Source organism: Streptomyces sp. cg35 (assembly GCF_050410835.1).
In the GTDB taxonomy this organism is placed as follows: Bacteria; Actinomycetota; Actinomycetes; order Streptomycetales; family Streptomycetaceae; genus Streptomyces.
In genome coordinates this window covers 92,645-107,972 of the sequence record NZ_CP191269.1, presented here as the reverse complement: position 1 = coordinate 107,972, position 15,328 = coordinate 92,645, and the positions used below count along the sequence as shown (strand labels likewise).

Here is a 15,328-nt window from a genome sequence, read left to right as displayed (position 1 = left end):
TCTCGATGTCGAGAGGGCGTCACTGTCGAGACATCGAGATGTCTCAGTGGTTTTTGCAGGTCTGCAGGTGGTCGAGCAGCTTCGCGAGCTGCTCGGCCGGGTAGCGGGTGGGGCGCCGCCCGCTGCAGCAAGTGGTGCGGGCGACGGTCTGGATCCCGACAAGGTCGCCGCTGTCGCTCAGCACGATCTCAAGGGACATGCGCACGCGCTCGGCTCGTTCCCCGCAGGCCCCGCAGGTGCTGGGGATGATGCCGACGACCACGCTGTCCCGGTCGTACTCGTACAGGCGTCGGTGGCCCATCAGGCTGCCGCCCCTCCCCCGGGCACGCTGCCGTCGGACTTGATGACGCCGGGCGCCTGGTCGAGTTCGAGGACGTTGCGGGTGACCTCGTGGACCTTCCGGTCGTGGTCGAAGGCGCCCCGGTCGACGCGGCCGACGAGTTCGATGCTCGGCGCCAGGGCGCCTTCGACCGCCTCGCCGTTCTTCGTGAAGGGGTGCCAGCGGACGTCGATGGCGAAGCCGAGGTCGTGGAAGCGGTCCTTGGCCTCGCGCTCGAACTCCTCCAGCTTGAAGGAGCGGGTCTCGTACTTCTTCATGAGCGCCTTGAGGACCGGCTCGGCAGCCAGGATCTCGGTGTCGTGGATGTCGCCCTGGGCCAGCTCGCTGCGCTGGTGGACGGTGCCGTATTCGCGGTCGAAGCGGTCCGGCTGACTCTGGCCGATGATCGGAATGTTGCTCACGAGGAGGGCTCCTTGCGCTGGAAGGGGGCGTGGGGGTGGGCGTCGTAGCCGCGCGGGCGCATGCGTACGTGCCCGGTGTCGAGGGAGGGGTCGAGAGTGATCGGGAACCCGTAGATCGCGTCGATCGGGCCGCCGAGTCTCTTTTCGGCGCCCAGCAGGCGCATCTGGGTCTTGAGGTCGTCCAGGGAGTCCGGATGGACGGCGATCTCCTCGACGGGGTGCACCGTCGAGACATGCAGGGAAAGCTGCTGCACCGGCCTGGCCTCGGGGTGGTAGCTCCTCCACGTCTCGTAGTGGTCTACGAAGTTCTGGATGCGCTTGTACTCCGGGCAGGTGCTGGCGGCCCAGGACGGGCAGTCGGGGTCCACCGCGCGGTGCACGGCCCTCACTGGATTGTCGTTGTTGTAGGGCCACGGGGGCGTCGACTGGGGCATAGCTGCCTCCCTAGGCTGCTTCGACGAGGGCGTAGCACTGGCTGCAGCGCTCGGCCTCGTCCACGACGATGGCTCCGGCGATGCTCTGCAGACGGGTGCGAGTGGTCACCTTGTGGGGGTCGCGCAGCTTGGGCGCGTTCGCGCCGTTGGCGATGGCGAGGACCAGGTCGAACAGCGTCGGCTCGTCGTTGCGGGAGAGCGCGGCGGTGATGTCGGCCAGGGGGCGCACGGGCAGCTTGTGGTCGCTGGCGAGGCGGTGCAGGCGGGTGATGCCGTCGCCGCCGAGCTGGACGGTGTCGAGGCGCAGCAGGTGCTCGGCGTCCTGGGACACGCGGGCGTCGGCACGCAGGGCTTCGGCCGCCAGTCGCTCTCCGATCTTGTCGAAGGAGACGCCGCGCGCGTCGATGCGCAAGGTGGGGTCGGGGATCTGGATCACGGTGGTCGTGTCCTGGTGAAACAGGATCGGGGTGACCGTGGGGGCGAGGTTCTGCTTGCGGTTCTGGGCGAGGCGCAGACCGCCGTAAACGGCGCCCCTGGCGCCGATGACGGGCAGGGCGGACAGGACGTCCAGGCGGAGGTCTTCGGGGGTGACCCAGGCGTCCAGAACGCGGGAGGAGGCCGGGTAGATCCGGTGGGCGATCCGGATGAACTCCTCGATGTCCAGGCGGGGCTGGGTGGGCTTGCGGACGCTGGTGAGGCCGGTGTCGTTGTAGCTGACAGTGACCTCGCCCTCGGCGTAGTCCATGCGGGAGTTCATGACGAAGTGGCGCTCGCGCGGGGTGATCCGGCCGAAGTAGGCGCTGGGAATCTTGTAGAAGGTGCAGAGCTGGGCGACGGCTTCGTCGTCGAGGTCGATGTCGTGGTCGCCGAGGGCGAGAACGGGGGCGACGTTGTGGGGCTTGTTGAAGTCGACCTTGAGGACGCAGGCGTCGGACGTCCAGGTGCGGTCGTGGCTCTTCCAGTCCTGGGAGACGTCGGCGAGGGTGCGTGTGGCGGGCTCACGCAGATGCATGGTGGTGTTCTCCTGTGGCGGGGAATCTGGCTGGCGGTCCAGATTTAAGAAAGTGGCGGGCTCTGCTGTGCATTCTTCGAGAGCGCCGCGAGAACAGGGCTGCTGTTCAGAGCGGCGGCGAATTCTCTGCGCTTTTCCGGCGGGATGTATCCGAGGGCGATGCGCATGTACTCCATGAGCGCATCGCGCCAGACGTTGGCGTCGACTCCGCCTTCGAGGGTGGAGTCGATTTTGTGCTTGAGGTCGATGGCCTTCATGAGGGTGGGGCCATCGACGTTGATCTCGCCCCTCTGAAGTGCGTCAAAGCCCTTGAGTACGACCATATCGAGGGCCGACTCGTGGTCTGCGACACGGCCGCCATATTTTTCGATCTCATCGCCGAGCTGTTCGGCCCGGCGCTCCAGGATGGCGGCCTGGGAGCGTGCGCTGAGGGGAAGGTGCTTGTCGGTGTGGTGGCGCAGCGACTTGTCGGTGGGGTGGCCCAGGGGGCCTTCGGTCAGGTCATCGAGGTAGCCGAGGATGGTGGGCCGGGTGTAGCCCTCCAGGATCCAGGAGTCGATCTTCGCGCGGTGCGGGGACTGGCAGACCCGGCAGCGGGCGGCAGTCTTGGCGGGCACGGTGCGTCCGCCGACGCGCACCAGCACCATGCTGGCGGGGCCGGTGTCGTCCGTGTTCGCCGGAACGGGCAGGCTGGTCACTCGTCGGCTGCCTTCAGCGGGATGCGGTGCTGCGGGCGGGCCACGCCCTCGACCGCGTTGAGGTGGGGGTACTTGCGGTTGATGGCGCGGTGGAAGCTGCCCTTGCGGACGGCACCGTCGGGGGTGCCGCCGGAGACGTACACCTCGCGGCGGGCCCGGTTCTGGAGCATGTACCGGGTGAGGATCTTGGCCTTCTCCTCGGGGTTGGGGACGTCGAGGAAGGACTGCTTGAGGATCTCGTCGGCCAGGGCTTCGAGTTCCGGGTCCACACCGTGACGGATGCGCTTGGTCACGCTGCGGCCTCCAGTTCGTCCTGCAGTCCGCAGCCGACGATGACTCCGTCGGTGATCAGTTCGTTGAGGCGGACCAGGCCCTGGGTTGCGTAGGAGGCGACGGGGTTGTCCTCGGAGACACCCATGAGGCGGGCGACTTCGCGTTCGGACTTGTTCTCGATCAGGAAAAGCTGAATGGCCTGCCGCTGGCGGGGCGACAGGCGGTGCTTTCCGGCGGCGTCTTTACCGTCGACTGCTTCTTTGTAGAGGCGGGCGATGTCGTGGATGCAGTACTCGGTGCCGTCCGGGCCCTTTATGGTGTCGTTGCCCTCGATTTCGTAGAGGGCGTTCCACGCTTGAAGGTGCCGGAACAGCTCACGGAGTACGCGCACGGGAATAGTCATGCAGGCGGGATCCTCTATGCACTGACGCGTGGCGGTCGCGTCTTCCCGGGTGCTCCCCCTGGCGGCAGAGAGCACCGGAATTTTTCACAGCATAAAGTCCCGCCTGCGGCGGGCTCCACTTTTTCGTTGATGCGATTTGTGGGCCGGACAGGATCAGGCGGTCAGTGAATCCTTGAGGCGCTGGCCGATCAGCTCCATGCTCCGCACGAGGGCCTCGGCCGAGCGGGAGACGGTGGCGCGGAAGATGGCATGGTAGCGGTCCTCGGAGGCGTGGACCCGGCCGCGCTGGGTGCGCTCCTCAACGGTGACGCGGCCGGTGGGGGTAAGAAAGCCGATGCCCATGGCCTCCTCCCAGCGGCCCTTGGCCAGCATGGAGGTGCCCCACAGGTCGGCGGCCTGCTGGTGCCACTCCAGCAGGCCGGTGGTGATGCGCAGGAGGAAGTCGTCCTTCTCCCGGTCGGTGAGGCGCGAGTAGTCCTCGGCGTACGCGCCGGAGGGCAGCTTCTTCCACTCGGGCCAGCCGAAGATGTCGGTGACGATCTCGCCAGTGCCGTCAACGACGACGGGCTCGCGGACGTGCATCCACAGCTCGTTCATGATCATGTAGATGCCTGGGAACGCGCGGTGGATGATGCCCCGGGATTCCTGCAGGATGCCCTCGATCTCGGAACTCTCGCCCGTACGCCAGTCAGTGCGCATACGGGAGAAGTTGGTGGACGAGGTCTCCCGGCTGCGGTCGGGGTCGATGTCGACGGCCATGGGCTCGTCAGCCTCGCGGACGATCTCGCCGAGGGCGCGGTTGGCCTGCCGGTCAGGCCTGGAAACAAGGTCGAGCGCCTCGGACGTCACGCGGCGGCCCCCAGGGCTGCGGCCTGCTGGCGGCGCTTCTCGTCGTAGAGCCAGGACAGGGCGAGCATCACAGCGTCCCGCGTGTGCTCGTTCCAGGGGAAGTTGGCGCCCCTGTCCTTCGGTGAGGGCACCAGGCGTTCGACGGCTTCCTTCACGTGGGCCTTGGTGACCGGGTTCTCCTTGGTTCCGGCGCGGCCGACGATGACGGCCTTGGCGTGCCGGTTGTCGACGAAGGTGACCCGGCCCAGGGTGGCCCGGTGCAGCTCGCGCCCGGCCAGCTGGATGGAATCCATGCGCTGGCCCTTGACCGGTGGCTGCTCGCCGACGACGGCGTCGGCGTTGGCGGCAAAGCCGGTGCGGGCGCGCAGTATCCCGGCGTAGAGGCTGTCGGCCTTGGCCAGGTTGCCCGCGTAGCCCTTGAGGGCCTGGATGTCGGCGGGTGGGCGGATCATCGCGGTGGCCAGGACGTAGATGCCGCCCTCGTTGACCTTGACCAGGGCGACGCCGGTGTTGGCGAGGGCCTGATCGAAGGCTTGCACGGTGCCGTGGGCAAAGTCGGCGAGGGTGGGCAGCGGCCGTCGGCTCTGGATGACGGCCTTCTCCACGGCGGGGATGGAGAGCTGAGCGGGCATGGCGGGTCCTTGGCGGGGAGGGTCGACCTGGCGGGAGCCGACGTAGATGGTGCGGCCAGTGAGATCGAGGCCGACGTGTTCGAGCAGGCTGCGGAGCGTCACGTCAGTCCGTGGGCGACGTGTTCCATCCGCTCTCTGCAGAGGCATTGGAACTGGCGGAGCGGGTCGTGCCGGTACTGATGCGGTTGGTCGGCCGTCGGTCGCAGGGGGCACCAGCTCTCGTACCGGTAGGCGATCTGGTCACAACCCGGGCAGTCGTTCTTCGGGCCGCTGATGTGCCCGGCGTTCTTCAGGTCTTCCTGGGTGGCGCAGCGGATGCCGTAGTTGCTGCCGCGCTTCTGCGCTATCCACCATGTGTCGACGGTGCCCGCGTAGATGGGCCCGTCGTTCTGGATGAGGCTGACCATGTCGGTCATGAACATCTTGTAGATGTGGCCCTTGTCGCTGTGCCACACGAAGCGGGCGGCCGACATGCCGCGTTCGGCGCCCTTGAGGGTCAGCAGGGCGGGGAACGGCTTGTTGTCCCTCCACTCGTGCACGTCGCTGTCGTAGCGCGCGTAGTCGAGCAGGCCTCCGGATTCGTTGTACGGGACCTTGGCGAGCTTGGACTTCTTGGTCATCCGGCACTCTCCTGGCTGCTGGTGGGGTTGTCCGGGGTCAGCTCGGCGGGGGCGCGGCGCAGGCCGTAGTTCTTGCCGCGCAGGCCGACGACCCACCAGCCGGTGACGGTCCCCCGGTCGAGGACGGAGTTCGAGATCAGGTCTGCGGTGTCGGCGAGCAACATCGGGTAGGTGATGTTGGTGGCGGGGTCGACCCAGATGAAGCGGGCCGAGGAGACTCCTCGCCGGACCTCGGTCAGTTCCAGGGCGGCGTGGAAGGGCGTGTTGTCCCTCCAGTCGTCGCAGCCCTGGGGGCCGACGTAGCCCTGCAGGTGGCCCAGGGCGGTGAAGGGCACCTGTGCAGGAAGGACGCTCTCACTGTGGACCCGCCCCAGGGCGGTGTAGGACGCCTGCTCAGGGTGAGTGTTCATGCGGCGAGTCCGATCTTGACGGGGCAGGCGGTGGCGGGGCACTTGCGTGCGGTGGCGCCGCCGGAGCAGCAGGCGACCGGGGGCGGGGTGCCCTTGTCGACGAAGGCTCTGACGGTGCGGTACTTCGCTTCCATGCGGGCGATGTAGGCGTCGTCGCGGGGGATGGTGAATTCGCGCATCTCCCAGCCCTCGCTCATGGCGAGGAAGAGGATCAGGGCGATGCGCTTGCCGGTGAGGGCCATGTACTCCTGCGCCTGCGCGTAGTACTTGGGCCACTTGCGCTTGAACGCTTCGAGGTCGTGGTGCTCGATACCTCGGATGACCGGCGGTGCGCAGGTGTTGTGGGTGACGAGTCCGTTGGTGACATGCGTGCCGCCGTCGATCTCGATGCCAACCGTGGGCCGCGCGAGCCTCTCGCCGACCTCGGAGACCTGGTCCCATCCCGGCTGGGCTGCGAGGTGCGCACCCTTGCCCTTCAGCGACGCCCACTTCGGCTTCAGCGCGGCGAGTCGCTCCGCCTTGGCCGACTTGAGCGTCAGGACCTCCTGCGCGCGGCGTACGGACGGCGAGTCGCGCACATAGAGCGTCCAGGAGAGGTGAGGCTCACCCTTGTAGCGGCTGACACGCTTGGTCACGCTCGACCGGATGCCGAGGTAGCCGAGGAGCAACTGGCAGTCCTGCAGGAGGGCTCGGTTGACGCTGCTCCACTTCAGATGGGGGTAGCTGGCCTTGTTGCAGACGGAGCCGTCCGCATCGAAATAGCCGGAGAGGAACGCGGCCCAGGCGGCTGGGCCGCCCTTCCAGACGCTCGTCGGGACGCGCTTGGTGTGGGAGGTCTGGCCCAGCATGCCCTCCTCGCGGAGGAAGGCCAGGAGGGGGCTCTTCTTCCCTCCCGAGCGGGGCATCCGGATGGTGTAGGTGATTTGATCCAGCGTCTCCGGGGTAAGTCGGGCGCCGAATGCGGCGGAGTGCTCGCGCATGAACTCCAGGACGCCTTCGTCGACTGAGGTGACCCGGGGGGCGCGTCCGTACAGCGTGCCGTCGCCAATGAGGACGCCGAGGAAGCGGGCCCGGTCGGGGTCGCCCTCGTCGCCCTGGAACCAGTCGGAGTCGAAGGCCGTCTTGACCATGTCGCCGGGCTTGAGGTCCTTGGCGAAGACCCAGCCGTGCTGGGTGTAGAAGGGGTGCTCGTCGGTGGTGGTGATCTCGCGGCCTTCGCGGGTCTTCACGCTCCACACGGGCTGGATTCCGTTGTCCCAGACGGCCTTGACCGGGCAGGGCACGAGCTTGTCGCTCTCCTCGCTCCAGCCCACGATGACGTCTCCGACCTTGACGTCTCCGGCCGGACGGACGGTGCCGTCGGCGTAGGAGACGGGAACGTCTGGGGTCAGGCACTTGAGGTCGAAGATGCCGTCGCCCGGGTCGCACCAGCCGGGCAGGTCCAGGAGGCCGTCCATGTGGCCCCGGCGGCCGAGGAGGTCATCGCGCACCCCCCACTCGTTGCACTTTCCCTTGGCTGTGCCGTGCGGGCGCATGCAGCACACGCAGGTGCCCTTGGGCGGGACGAGCAGGCCCATCTTGGTCATGACGGCCTGGACGATGTCGTGCGTGGCGGAGCCCATGAGGACGGACATCCGGGGGCCGTAGTCGAAGGCGTCCTCGATCCACTTCTCGGGCTCGGCCAGGTAGTAGTACAGGCGCCGCTCGTCCATCGTCGGGTGGGTGGAGGGGTGGAACCAGCCGTCCGGTTCCCGGGTGGCCTCGTACGCCTCGAAGGTGACGTTGAACTTCTTCGGGAAGGCGCACTGCCGGACGGCGTTCTCGATGAGTGGGACCAGGACCAGGTCGCGGCTGAGGGTCGCGACCCGGCGGAAGCTGGGGGTGAAGGTCGTCATGCGGTCTCCGCCGTCTTGGCCGGAGGGCTCGTCGCCATCTTCTCCGGGTACAGTTCCGCTGCCCTGAGTGCCTTGGTCAGGAAGCTCGCTGTCTGGGTCTGCACGAGGATGCTGGTGCCCGAGGGCAGGATCTCCTTGGCCAGCTCGAAGGCTCGGTCCTCGTGCGTTTTCGGCCTGGCGTCGGCCTTGTCGCTGCGGACCCAGGACAGCCAGTTCCAGGTGTAGACACCGAGCTTGATCAGGGCGACGGCGAGGAAGCCCCACTGGAAGGTGGAGATCGAGTAGACGACCCAGATGGCCTGGGTGAACATCGCCCACAGCCAGCCGACCGCCTTCTTCTGGCCGACGGCGCGCAGCGCGATGAGGCCGACGACGTCGAGCCCGGAGAGGATGTAGTTCCACCAGTCGTTCAGGTTCATGATCAGTTCCCGGTTCGCTGAGGTGAGTTGATGAGGGTGTCGTCCAGGAGGCGCTCGGCCTCGTCGATGAACTCGTCGGCCTTGGCGTGGAAGAGGTCGACGCGATGGGCGCGGAGCATGGCCTCAAGCAGTGGCTTGGCCTGCTCCCACTGCTCGGCGGCCTCGCGCATCTCGGTGACGCTGGCGTGGTTGCCACGGCGCCAGCGCGCGTAGTTGTCGGCGTAGACGTAGCCGTAGATGAACGAGCTGAGCAGGAAGCCGTACTGGTGGCTCTGCACGGCGTAGGCGGCCCACAGACCCTGGGCGCAGAGGCTGACGAGCCAGCCGCGCTGCTGCTTGCGTCCGGCGAGCGCGATGCCGAGGACGCCGACGGCGGTGAGGAGGTAGCTCCAGACTTCGGTCACCGGCCTTGCTCCTCTTCGAGGAGGCGTTCCGCCTTGGCGACGAGTACAGGCATGCAGCGGGCCCGTGAGGCGATGAGGGCCTCCAGGAGCGGCTTGGTCTGCTCCCACATCTGGGCGGCCTCACGGAGTTCGGCGAAGTCGTCCAACTCGCAGACAGCGAGGTCGGCATGGACGCGGCTGAGGGAGGCGTCGTCGTAGAAGCGCAGGGCGAGCATGGGGCGCTCTGCTCCGGCCTGCTGGACGGCCTTGGCCCACATGTCGCGGGTGACGCTGACCGACTTGGCGAGGGTGGACTTGCCGTCGACCGCGAAGGCGTACTGGGTGTCGAGGTGGTTGTGGCGGGCGTCGATCGGGTCGCGCCATTGGTTGCCGCTCCCCCGCGACTGCCGCATGCCAAGGACCTCGGCGATGTGGGCCTCGTGGGCGTCCCCCATGTCCTTGTTGAGGCTCACCGGGCGCCGCCCGGGAACATGCGGCGGCTGAGGCGGGCGAAGCCCTCGCACAGGCGGCGCAGGCGCAGCGGGAGACGCCAGAAGCCGGTGAAGACCAGCTCGTACTCGTGGCCGCACTCGCAGGTGAAGATGTCGCCGATGTGGGTGTTGCTGGTGCTGGGGAAGGGCGGACGGCAGGTGTGGGTCATCGCGGGTTCTCCGTGGTGGTGTAGGTCCGCTCGCACAGCACCTGTGCGGGGAGGGGCCAGTGCAGGACGCGTTCGCCGTCCTGGACGGGTTGGCCGTGGCAGGTGCAGCAGGTCTCCGGGTCGCCGTCGGCGCGGATGACGGTGGCGAAGGTGGGCGGGTTTGCCGGGTCGACCGGGCGGGCGGCGGCCGTGATGGTCTTCCTGCGGTGGGCGACCAGTACGACGACGATCACCGTGGTGAGCACGAAGTTGACGGCGGCGACCACGAGGAGCAGGTCGGTCATGCGGTGACCTCCTTGGCGTTAGAGAGGATCTCGCCGGTGGCGGTGTTGACGCCCTCAGGGGCGTCGTCGTAGGAGACTTCTCGCTCGTCCTTGACCTCGTCTGCGATGTACATGAGGGCACGCTCGCGGACGAGGTCGACCAGCTCGGGGCGCTCTTCGAGGGCGGCCTTGACGCCGGGGCGGCCGCCGTTGACCTTGGTGCCGTCGGGCATCTCGTAGGCGACGGTGGTCAGGCGTTTGATGGCGCCGACGGCCATGCCGAGGACGGCGGCTTCGTCGGTGCGGTCAATGCCGATGTGGCCGATGCCGCCGGGGTGGTTGTAGAACCAGAAGTCGGCCGAGCGGCCCTGGACGGCGAGCTTGTTCCGGGCGACTTTGACGCGCAGCTGGCGGCCGACCTCCAGCTCCTTGGGGGCTTCGGAGACGGCGTCGACCAGGCTGATCTTGCGGGTGGTCTCGCCGGTGCGGGACATCTTGACCTGGGTGGTCGTGTTGTACTTCAGCGCCGATGGTCCGGCGGGCTTCTCGCCGCCGCGCGGGGAGCCGATGTTCGCCCGGTACTGGTTGATGAAGATCACGGCGGCGTTGTGCTGGCGGCACAGTCCGGCGACGCGCTTGACCATGCGGGAGATGACCTGGGCGTTCTTGCCCATGGCGGACTCGTCGGCCTTCTTCTCGAAGGCCGCCTTGGACTCCATGCCGCCGATCGAGTCGACGACGACCAGGGAGACGTCGCCGCTGCGCAGCAGCATGCTGATCTGGTCGGAGACGTCTTCGGAGTGGTCGGGGTAGAGGTGGAAGAAGGCGTCCTCGCTGAGGTCGACGCCGAGGCTCTCGGCCCAGTCGAAGTCGTACGCCTGCTCCATGTCGATGAGGCCGACGGCGCGGTCGGGCATGACCTTCTGGGCGTTGGCCATGGTGAGGTTCGCGAGGGAGGTCTTGCCCATGCCCTCGGGACCGACGATCTCGTGGGTGCGCTTGAGGGCGAAGCCGCCGCCGAGCGCGTAGTCAACGGTGAGCGAGCCGGACGAGATGAAGGTCGGGCGGACCATCATGTCGCGGCGGGTGTAGCGGTCGCCGTACGTCTTGGTGAGGTCGGCGCGGAGCTTTGCGAGGCCCTTGGCGGGGGGCATGGATCTCCCTGGCGGTGGAGTGTTGAGCCAGCTGTGGCGGGCAGCTGATTCAGGCCACTGGCGGATGGCTTGAATGGGGGCAGCTTACGCTGCGGAAGTGGCAATTGAGCCTTCAAGGACCTGAGTTGCTTGCCCGGCTTCCCACTCCAGGGCCATCTCCAGCAACGGCAGGCGCTTGAGCAGGTACTTCTCGCTGTTGTAGTCGCCGGGCGGCGCGGTGCGCGGGTCGCCGTAGATGCGGCCCTCCTCCAGACGCATGATGGTCTTGCTGGAGGACTGCATGGCGTAGGCGAGGGTCGGCTTGCTGATGTTCAGGGCCATGCGGGCCTGCTGCACGGCCTTGCCGAGGCGGCTCCAGGCGGCGCTCGGGTAGGTCGAGCGGTCGCCGAGCGCGAGGACCGGCACCGGGTTGATGATCGTGCGCAGCGCGCCCTCGATGGTCTTGCTCGCCGTGCCTTCATCCCAGCCGAAGACCTTGTCGAAGGTGCTGAACTTGGTCCGGCCGAGGGCGTCGGCGACCTCGGCGGGGATGAAGCCGCTCTCCAGGGCCGCGTAGTCGCGCACCGTCAGCCCGAGCTGGATGGCGATCTTCGCCTGGGAGATCTTCATGTCGGCGCGGGTCGTGGCGGCCAGGGCGCCAAGGGCGCCCCAGTACGGGTGGGCGATGGTGGTGACGATGGCAGGCATGGTGCTCCTCACAGGGGCTGGTAGGCGACGAGGTTGAGCCCTCGGTCGGTCTTGCGGAGTTCGGCGAAGCAGAGCTGGCCCTTGGTGAGGCGGGTCCGCTCGGTGGCCCAGGCATCGCGGAAGACTGCTGCGCTGAGGGTGGAGGTCTCGGTCTCCAGGGAGATGAAGCCCATGTCGATCGTGCGGTGGGGGCGGGCGCTGGTGACGATCGCGGCGACGATGTAGTTGCCGTTGGGGCCGGTGGCCAGGCGCTCGGCATTGGCAAGGCAGGCGGCCCGGTCTTCGGGGGCGAGCCGGTCGAACGGTGTGGAGCTGAGGTAGGTGCCGAGCATCTCCTGCTCGATAATCCGGATGTCCTCGGCGGTGTATGGCTCGACGTCGTTGATCTGCATCGGCGGCCGGGGTGTGTACTGGCGGCAGGCCTTGGTGCACCGCTTCGGCGGTGCCTTGGGCTTGAGCTTCTTGCCGGTGCGCTGGTTGACCGGGACGGGCTCTGTGGACCAGTCGAAGGAGCAGGGCAGCAGGGGCGCCTGCAGGTTGTCCTCGGCGAGTGCCTCGTCCTTGTGCATGCAGCGGCTGTCCGCGCCGGTCTTCGCCGCCAAGAGTTTGGCCTCCAGACCGCGCCGGTTGGGCACGAGGGAGTCGAAGGCGCCGACGCGGGCCAGCAGGGCGACAACGCCCGCGTTGGCCTTGGGGCCCTTGCGGTCGGTGAAGTCGTCCCAGTGGTTGTACGGCTGGCCCGCTTGTATGTCGGCGACTGCCTTCGACCCCACGCCCTTTACCGAATCGAGGCCGTAGCGGACGGCGTATGCGGTGGGGTCGGCGGAGAATCCGGTGCCGGAGGCGTTGATGTCGGGCGGCAGGACGTCCACTTCGACGCGGCGGGCCTCCTTCACGAACTCGGGCAGCCGGTCGTTGTCGACGGTGCTCATCGCTGCGACGAGGAACTCCAGCGGGTAGTGGACCTTGAGGAAAGCGGTCCAGTACGCGAGGAAGGCGTACGCGTAGGCGTGGGACTTGTTGAAGCCGTACTTGGAGAACTCGGCCATCTGGTTCCACAGCCGCTCGGCGGCCTCGCGCGGCATGTCGACGCGGCTCAGGAACTCCTCGCCTGCGGCGGCGATGGCGCTGACCTTCTTCTTCCCGAGGATCTTGCGGACGGCGTCAGCCTCGGACTCGTCATATCCGGCCAACAGCCGCGTGACCGCCATGACCTGTTCCTGGTAGATCATGGCGCCCCAGGTGGGTTCCAGGACGCGGCGTAGCCGCTCGTCGGGGTAGGTGACGGCCTGCTCTCCGGCGCGACGGCGCAGGTAGGCGTCTGTCAGGCCGGAGTTCATGGGGCCTGGCCGCACGATCGTGACCATGTCGGCGAGTTCGGCGATGTTGCACGGACGCATGCGCTCGCACAGGCGGGTGCCGGAGTGGGTCTCGATCTGGAAGATACCGAGCGTGTGGGCGGCGGCGACCTCTTCCCAGACCTGGGGGTCCTCGAACTCCTTGTCCCAGACTTCGAGGTCGAGCTGATAGCCCCGGCGGCTGGTCACGAGGTCGATGCACTGCTGGACGGTGTCCAGCGTCCTGAGCGTGAGAATGTCGAACTTCACCAAGCCGACAGCCTCGATGTCGTCCATGGACCACTGGGTGACCATCTGCTCTTCGCCGTCGATGGTGCGCATCGGGAGCCAGGTGGTGAGTGGGGCGCCGGTGGAGATGACGACGCCTGCGGCGTGGCGGCCGTAGCTCTTGAGGCGGCCGACCAGGCGCTCGGCCATGGCAAACAGGGTCGGGTAGCGGTCGGCGTAGGGCTGCAGTTCCTCGCCGTGCTGGACCCACAGGTCCTCCCAGGACATGCCGAGTCCGGCGGTGCCCGCCTCGGCCTCCTTGATCAGCTCCTTGACCTGCTTCAGGTCGGCCTCGGCGTTCTCGGGGAGTTGCGAGCGCATCGCCCTCAGCAGGTTGTCGAGCACAGCCTTGTTCTTCAGGCGGCCCTCGGAGCCGATAGTGACGACCTGCTCGGCGCCCCAGCGCTGGCGGAGATAGCCGAGGATCTCGGCCTTCTTGGAGGCCGGGAAGTCCACGTCGAAGTCAGGGAGCCCCTTGCGGCCCCGGGTCAGGAAGCGCTCGAAGAGCAGGTCATGCTTGACCGGGTCGAGGCTGGTGATGCGGGCAAGAAAAGCGACCAGTGAACCGCCGCCGGAGCCACGTCCGGGGCCCACCAGGATGCCGTTGTCCTTGGCCCAGCCGCAGTAGTCCGCGACCATCAGGTAGTACCCGGCGAACCCCTTCTCGATCAGCAGGTCCATCTCGCGGTGGTAGCGCTCGACGTAGGAGGCGGTCACCAGGGGGTCGTTGCTGACCGGGATCCGGTCCCAGTTCTTCACGCACAGCCGGTGCAGGCGCTCGACGTCCTCCTGCGGGTCGCCGGTGAAGCTGGGGGTGGTGGTGTCGCCGTCGATGCGGGCCTGGCAGCGGTCGGCGAGGGCAGAGGTGTTGAGGATGGCCTCTTTCACGACGTCGTCGCCGAGGTAGGCGAGTCCGGCGCGGACCTGGGCCTCTCCCATCACGTACAGGTTGAGGTCCTCGGCGAAGAGGTCGCCCTCGTCCTGGACGTCGCTCTGGGTCTGGCAGGCGATCCAGGTGTGGTGGGCGTCAGCGTCGTCGGCGGTCGGGAAGTGCGAGTCGACGGTGGCCAGCAGTGGCAGGTGGAACTCGCGGGCCAGGGCGACGAGTTCGCGGTTGAGGCGGACCTGCTTTTCCATGTCGTTGGGCTGCAGCTCGACGTACAGCCGGTCGGGGAAGAGGTCCATGAGCCGGGTCAGGCGGGCGCGGGCGAGGTCGGTGTCTCCTGCTTCGAGGGCGACAGCGACGGGGCCGCGCAGGCAGCCGGTGGAGGCGATGACGCCGTCGTTGAACTCTGCGAGGGTGTTCCAGTCCATGCGGGGGCGGTGGTAGAAGCCGTCACGGAAGGACTGGGTGCTGGCGGCCCAGATGTTGCGCAGGCCAGTGTTGTCCTCGGCGAACAGGCACAGGTGCCAGTAGTCGTTGCGCAGGCGCTCCTGCAGCTCCTTGTCACCCTTCTCGGCGCGCACGATGCGGTCCTCGCACAAGTACGCCTCGATGCCGAAGATCGGCCGGATGCCTGCGGCGTCGGCGGCACGCTGGAGGGCGGGGTGTCCGGCGCAGGTCCCGTGGTCGGTGATGGCGACGGCGGTCTGGCCGTGGAAGGTGACCTCGCGGACGATCTCGTCCATGCGGGACAGGCCGTCAAGCGGGCTGTACTCGCTGTGAGTGTGCAGGTGGACGAAGGTGCTGGTGGCCTGATCCAGCGAGTTCTTCGCTTCGAGCTGGTCGAGGACCTCGTGGTAAGTGGGGGCCTCGTTGAAGACGGCCGCCGCCGCACCCGGCAGAAGGACCAGGCCCTGAACCTCACGGCCGTGCTGGTCGATGCTGTGGGCCGGATACGCGACGACCCCGTTGACCAGATGGAGGAGGACTCCGGCTGCGCCCTCGCGCTGTGCCAGCCGCCAGAACGCTGCAGAGACGGAGGGGGTTTGCGTCGCAGGAGACAGAAGCCAGCGGGTGCCGTCACCCTCATGCTCGACGAGGGCCGGGGCGGGGCCGCGATATTCGCCAACCTGAAGAAAAGGGGTGCCTGGTGCGTGGGAGGTGATGAGGCGCAGCACGGTGGTGGTCCTCGCGCAGGGTGAAGGGGAGTTGATGGAGCCGGTCCGCCCTGGGGAGGGCTCAGCGTGGAGGGGCGTCGCTGCAGCCGTTCTCAACGGCCAGGGCGG

General features: G+C 67.7%; 20 protein-coding genes. All 20 read right to left on the bottom strand.

What is annotated here, in order from left to right; genetic code table 11:
- Positions 1 to 43 precede the first annotated feature (43 nt).
- Positions 44 to 301, bottom strand: a complete 258-nt coding sequence (locus tag ACQUQD_RS42070) for a hypothetical protein (RefSeq protein ID WP_428957831.1) — start codon at positions 299 to 301, stop codon at positions 44 to 46.
- Positions 301 to 741: a hypothetical protein gene (locus ACQUQD_RS42065; RefSeq protein ID WP_428957830.1), complete on the bottom strand. Its 441-nt coding sequence runs from the start codon at positions 739 to 741 to the stop codon at positions 301 to 303. The genes ACQUQD_RS42070 and ACQUQD_RS42065 overlap by 1 nt, the downstream gene beginning before the upstream one ends.
- Positions 738 to 1,175, bottom strand: a complete 438-nt coding sequence (locus tag ACQUQD_RS42060) for a hypothetical protein (RefSeq protein WP_428957829.1) — start codon at positions 1,173 to 1,175, stop codon at positions 738 to 740. The genes ACQUQD_RS42065 and ACQUQD_RS42060 overlap by 4 nt, the downstream gene beginning before the upstream one ends.
- Before the next feature lie 10 nt (positions 1,176 to 1,185).
- Complete coding sequence (locus ACQUQD_RS42055; RefSeq protein WP_428957828.1) at positions 1,186 to 2,187, bottom strand: hypothetical protein; 1,002 nt, start codon at positions 2,185 to 2,187, stop codon at positions 1,186 to 1,188.
- Between the two features lie 44 nt (positions 2,188 to 2,231).
- The gene (locus ACQUQD_RS42050) at positions 2,232 to 2,885 is read right to left on the bottom strand and encodes a hypothetical protein (protein ID WP_428957827.1); all 654 of its coding nucleotides are present in this window, start codon (positions 2,883 to 2,885) and stop codon (positions 2,232 to 2,234) included.
- On the bottom strand, positions 2,882 to 3,178 hold the full coding sequence (locus ACQUQD_RS42045; RefSeq protein WP_428957826.1) for a DUF7236 family protein: 297 nt from the start codon (positions 3,176 to 3,178) through the stop codon (positions 2,882 to 2,884). Before ACQUQD_RS42045 ends, ACQUQD_RS42050 begins: the two co-directional genes overlap by 4 nt.
- The gene (locus ACQUQD_RS42040; RefSeq protein WP_428957825.1) at positions 3,175 to 3,561 is read right to left on the bottom strand and encodes an RNA polymerase sigma factor; all 387 of its coding nucleotides are present in this window, start codon (positions 3,559 to 3,561) and stop codon (positions 3,175 to 3,177) included. Before ACQUQD_RS42040 ends, ACQUQD_RS42045 begins: the two co-directional genes overlap by 4 nt.
- 153 nt (positions 3,562 to 3,714) lie before the next feature.
- Positions 3,715 to 4,410, bottom strand: coding sequence for a hypothetical protein (locus ACQUQD_RS42035; protein WP_428957824.1), 696 nt, complete (start codon positions 4,408 to 4,410; stop codon positions 3,715 to 3,717).
- Positions 4,407 to 5,144, bottom strand: coding sequence for a hypothetical protein (locus ACQUQD_RS42030; RefSeq protein ID WP_428957823.1), 738 nt, complete (start codon positions 5,142 to 5,144; stop codon positions 4,407 to 4,409). Before ACQUQD_RS42030 ends, ACQUQD_RS42035 begins: the two co-directional genes overlap by 4 nt.
- Entirely contained in the window at positions 5,141 to 5,662 is a 522-nt protein-coding gene (locus ACQUQD_RS42025) for a hypothetical protein (protein WP_428957822.1), read from the bottom strand. The genes ACQUQD_RS42030 and ACQUQD_RS42025 overlap by 4 nt, the downstream gene beginning before the upstream one ends.
- Entirely contained in the window at positions 5,659 to 6,072 is a 414-nt protein-coding gene (locus tag ACQUQD_RS42020) for a hypothetical protein (RefSeq protein ID WP_428957821.1), read from the bottom strand. Before ACQUQD_RS42020 ends, ACQUQD_RS42025 begins: the two co-directional genes overlap by 4 nt.
- Positions 6,069 to 7,967 carry an LAGLIDADG family homing endonuclease gene (locus ACQUQD_RS42015; RefSeq protein ID WP_428957820.1) on the bottom strand — a complete coding sequence of 633 codons (1,899 nt, stop codon included), beginning with the start codon at positions 7,965 to 7,967 and terminating at the stop codon, positions 6,069 to 6,071. Before ACQUQD_RS42015 ends, ACQUQD_RS42020 begins: the two co-directional genes overlap by 4 nt.
- Complete coding sequence (locus tag ACQUQD_RS42010) at positions 7,964 to 8,386, bottom strand: hypothetical protein (protein ID WP_428957819.1); 423 nt, start codon at positions 8,384 to 8,386, stop codon at positions 7,964 to 7,966. Before ACQUQD_RS42010 ends, ACQUQD_RS42015 begins: the two co-directional genes overlap by 4 nt.
- Before the next feature lie 2 nt (positions 8,387 to 8,388).
- A complete protein-coding gene (locus ACQUQD_RS42005; RefSeq protein WP_428957818.1) occupies positions 8,389 to 8,790 on the bottom strand; it encodes a hypothetical protein in 402 nt (133 codons plus the stop codon).
- Positions 8,787 to 9,242, bottom strand: a complete 456-nt coding sequence (locus ACQUQD_RS42000; RefSeq protein ID WP_428957817.1) for a hypothetical protein — start codon at positions 9,240 to 9,242, stop codon at positions 8,787 to 8,789. The genes ACQUQD_RS42005 and ACQUQD_RS42000 overlap by 4 nt, the downstream gene beginning before the upstream one ends.
- Positions 9,239 to 9,430, bottom strand: coding sequence for a hypothetical protein (locus tag ACQUQD_RS41995; RefSeq protein ID WP_428957816.1), 192 nt, complete (start codon positions 9,428 to 9,430; stop codon positions 9,239 to 9,241). Before ACQUQD_RS41995 ends, ACQUQD_RS42000 begins: the two co-directional genes overlap by 4 nt.
- Positions 9,427 to 9,714, bottom strand: coding sequence for a hypothetical protein (locus ACQUQD_RS41990; RefSeq protein WP_428957815.1), 288 nt, complete (start codon positions 9,712 to 9,714; stop codon positions 9,427 to 9,429). The genes ACQUQD_RS41995 and ACQUQD_RS41990 overlap by 4 nt, the downstream gene beginning before the upstream one ends.
- Complete coding sequence (locus ACQUQD_RS41985) at positions 9,711 to 10,847, bottom strand: hypothetical protein (RefSeq protein WP_428957814.1); 1,137 nt, start codon at positions 10,845 to 10,847, stop codon at positions 9,711 to 9,713. The genes ACQUQD_RS41990 and ACQUQD_RS41985 overlap by 4 nt, the downstream gene beginning before the upstream one ends.
- An 84-nt stretch (positions 10,848 to 10,931) precedes the next feature.
- Positions 10,932 to 11,534, bottom strand: a complete 603-nt coding sequence (locus ACQUQD_RS41980) for a hypothetical protein (RefSeq protein WP_428957813.1) — start codon at positions 11,532 to 11,534, stop codon at positions 10,932 to 10,934.
- Between the two features lie 8 nt (positions 11,535 to 11,542).
- Positions 11,543 to 15,220 carry a DNA polymerase III subunit alpha gene (gene dnaE, locus ACQUQD_RS41975; protein WP_428957812.1) on the bottom strand — a complete coding sequence of 1,226 codons (3,678 nt, stop codon included), beginning with the start codon at positions 15,218 to 15,220 and terminating at the stop codon, positions 11,543 to 11,545.
- Positions 15,221 to 15,328 lie beyond the last annotated feature (108 nt).

Bases quoted from the DNA above. Each gene is read 5' to 3' on its own strand.
- ACQUQD_RS42070 (WP_428957831.1), bottom strand. From the start codon at position 301: ATGGGCCACCGACGCCTGTACGAGTACGACCGGGACAGCGTGGTCGTC.
- ACQUQD_RS42060 (WP_428957829.1), bottom strand. From the start codon at position 1,175: ATGCCCCAGTCGACGCCCCCGTGGCCCTACAACAACGACAATCCAGTG.
- ACQUQD_RS42055 (WP_428957828.1), bottom strand. From the start codon at position 2,187: ATGCATCTGCGTGAGCCCGCCACACGCACCCTCGCCGACGTCTCCCAG.
- ACQUQD_RS42040 (WP_428957825.1), bottom strand. From the start codon at position 3,561: ATGACTATTCCCGTGCGCGTACTCCGTGAGCTGTTCCGGCACCTTCAA.
- ACQUQD_RS42025 (WP_428957822.1), bottom strand. From the start codon at position 5,662: ATGACCAAGAAGTCCAAGCTCGCCAAGGTCCCGTACAACGAATCCGGA.
- ACQUQD_RS42020 (WP_428957821.1), bottom strand. From the start codon at position 6,072: ATGAACACTCACCCTGAGCAGGCGTCCTACACCGCCCTGGGGCGGGTC.
- ACQUQD_RS42015 (WP_428957820.1), bottom strand. From the start codon at position 7,967: ATGACGACCTTCACCCCCAGCTTCCGCCGGGTCGCGACCCTCAGCCGC.
- ACQUQD_RS42010 (WP_428957819.1), bottom strand. From the start codon at position 8,386: ATGAACCTGAACGACTGGTGGAACTACATCCTCTCCGGGCTCGACGTC.
- ACQUQD_RS41995 (WP_428957816.1), bottom strand. From the start codon at position 9,430: ATGACCCACACCTGCCGTCCGCCCTTCCCCAGCACCAGCAACACCCAC.
- ACQUQD_RS41990 (WP_428957815.1), bottom strand. From the start codon at position 9,714: ATGACCGACCTGCTCCTCGTGGTCGCCGCCGTCAACTTCGTGCTCACC.
- ACQUQD_RS41985 (WP_428957814.1), bottom strand. From the start codon at position 10,847: ATGCCCCCCGCCAAGGGCCTCGCAAAGCTCCGCGCCGACCTCACCAAG.
- ACQUQD_RS41980 (WP_428957813.1), bottom strand. From the start codon at position 11,534: ATGCCTGCCATCGTCACCACCATCGCCCACCCGTACTGGGGCGCCCTT.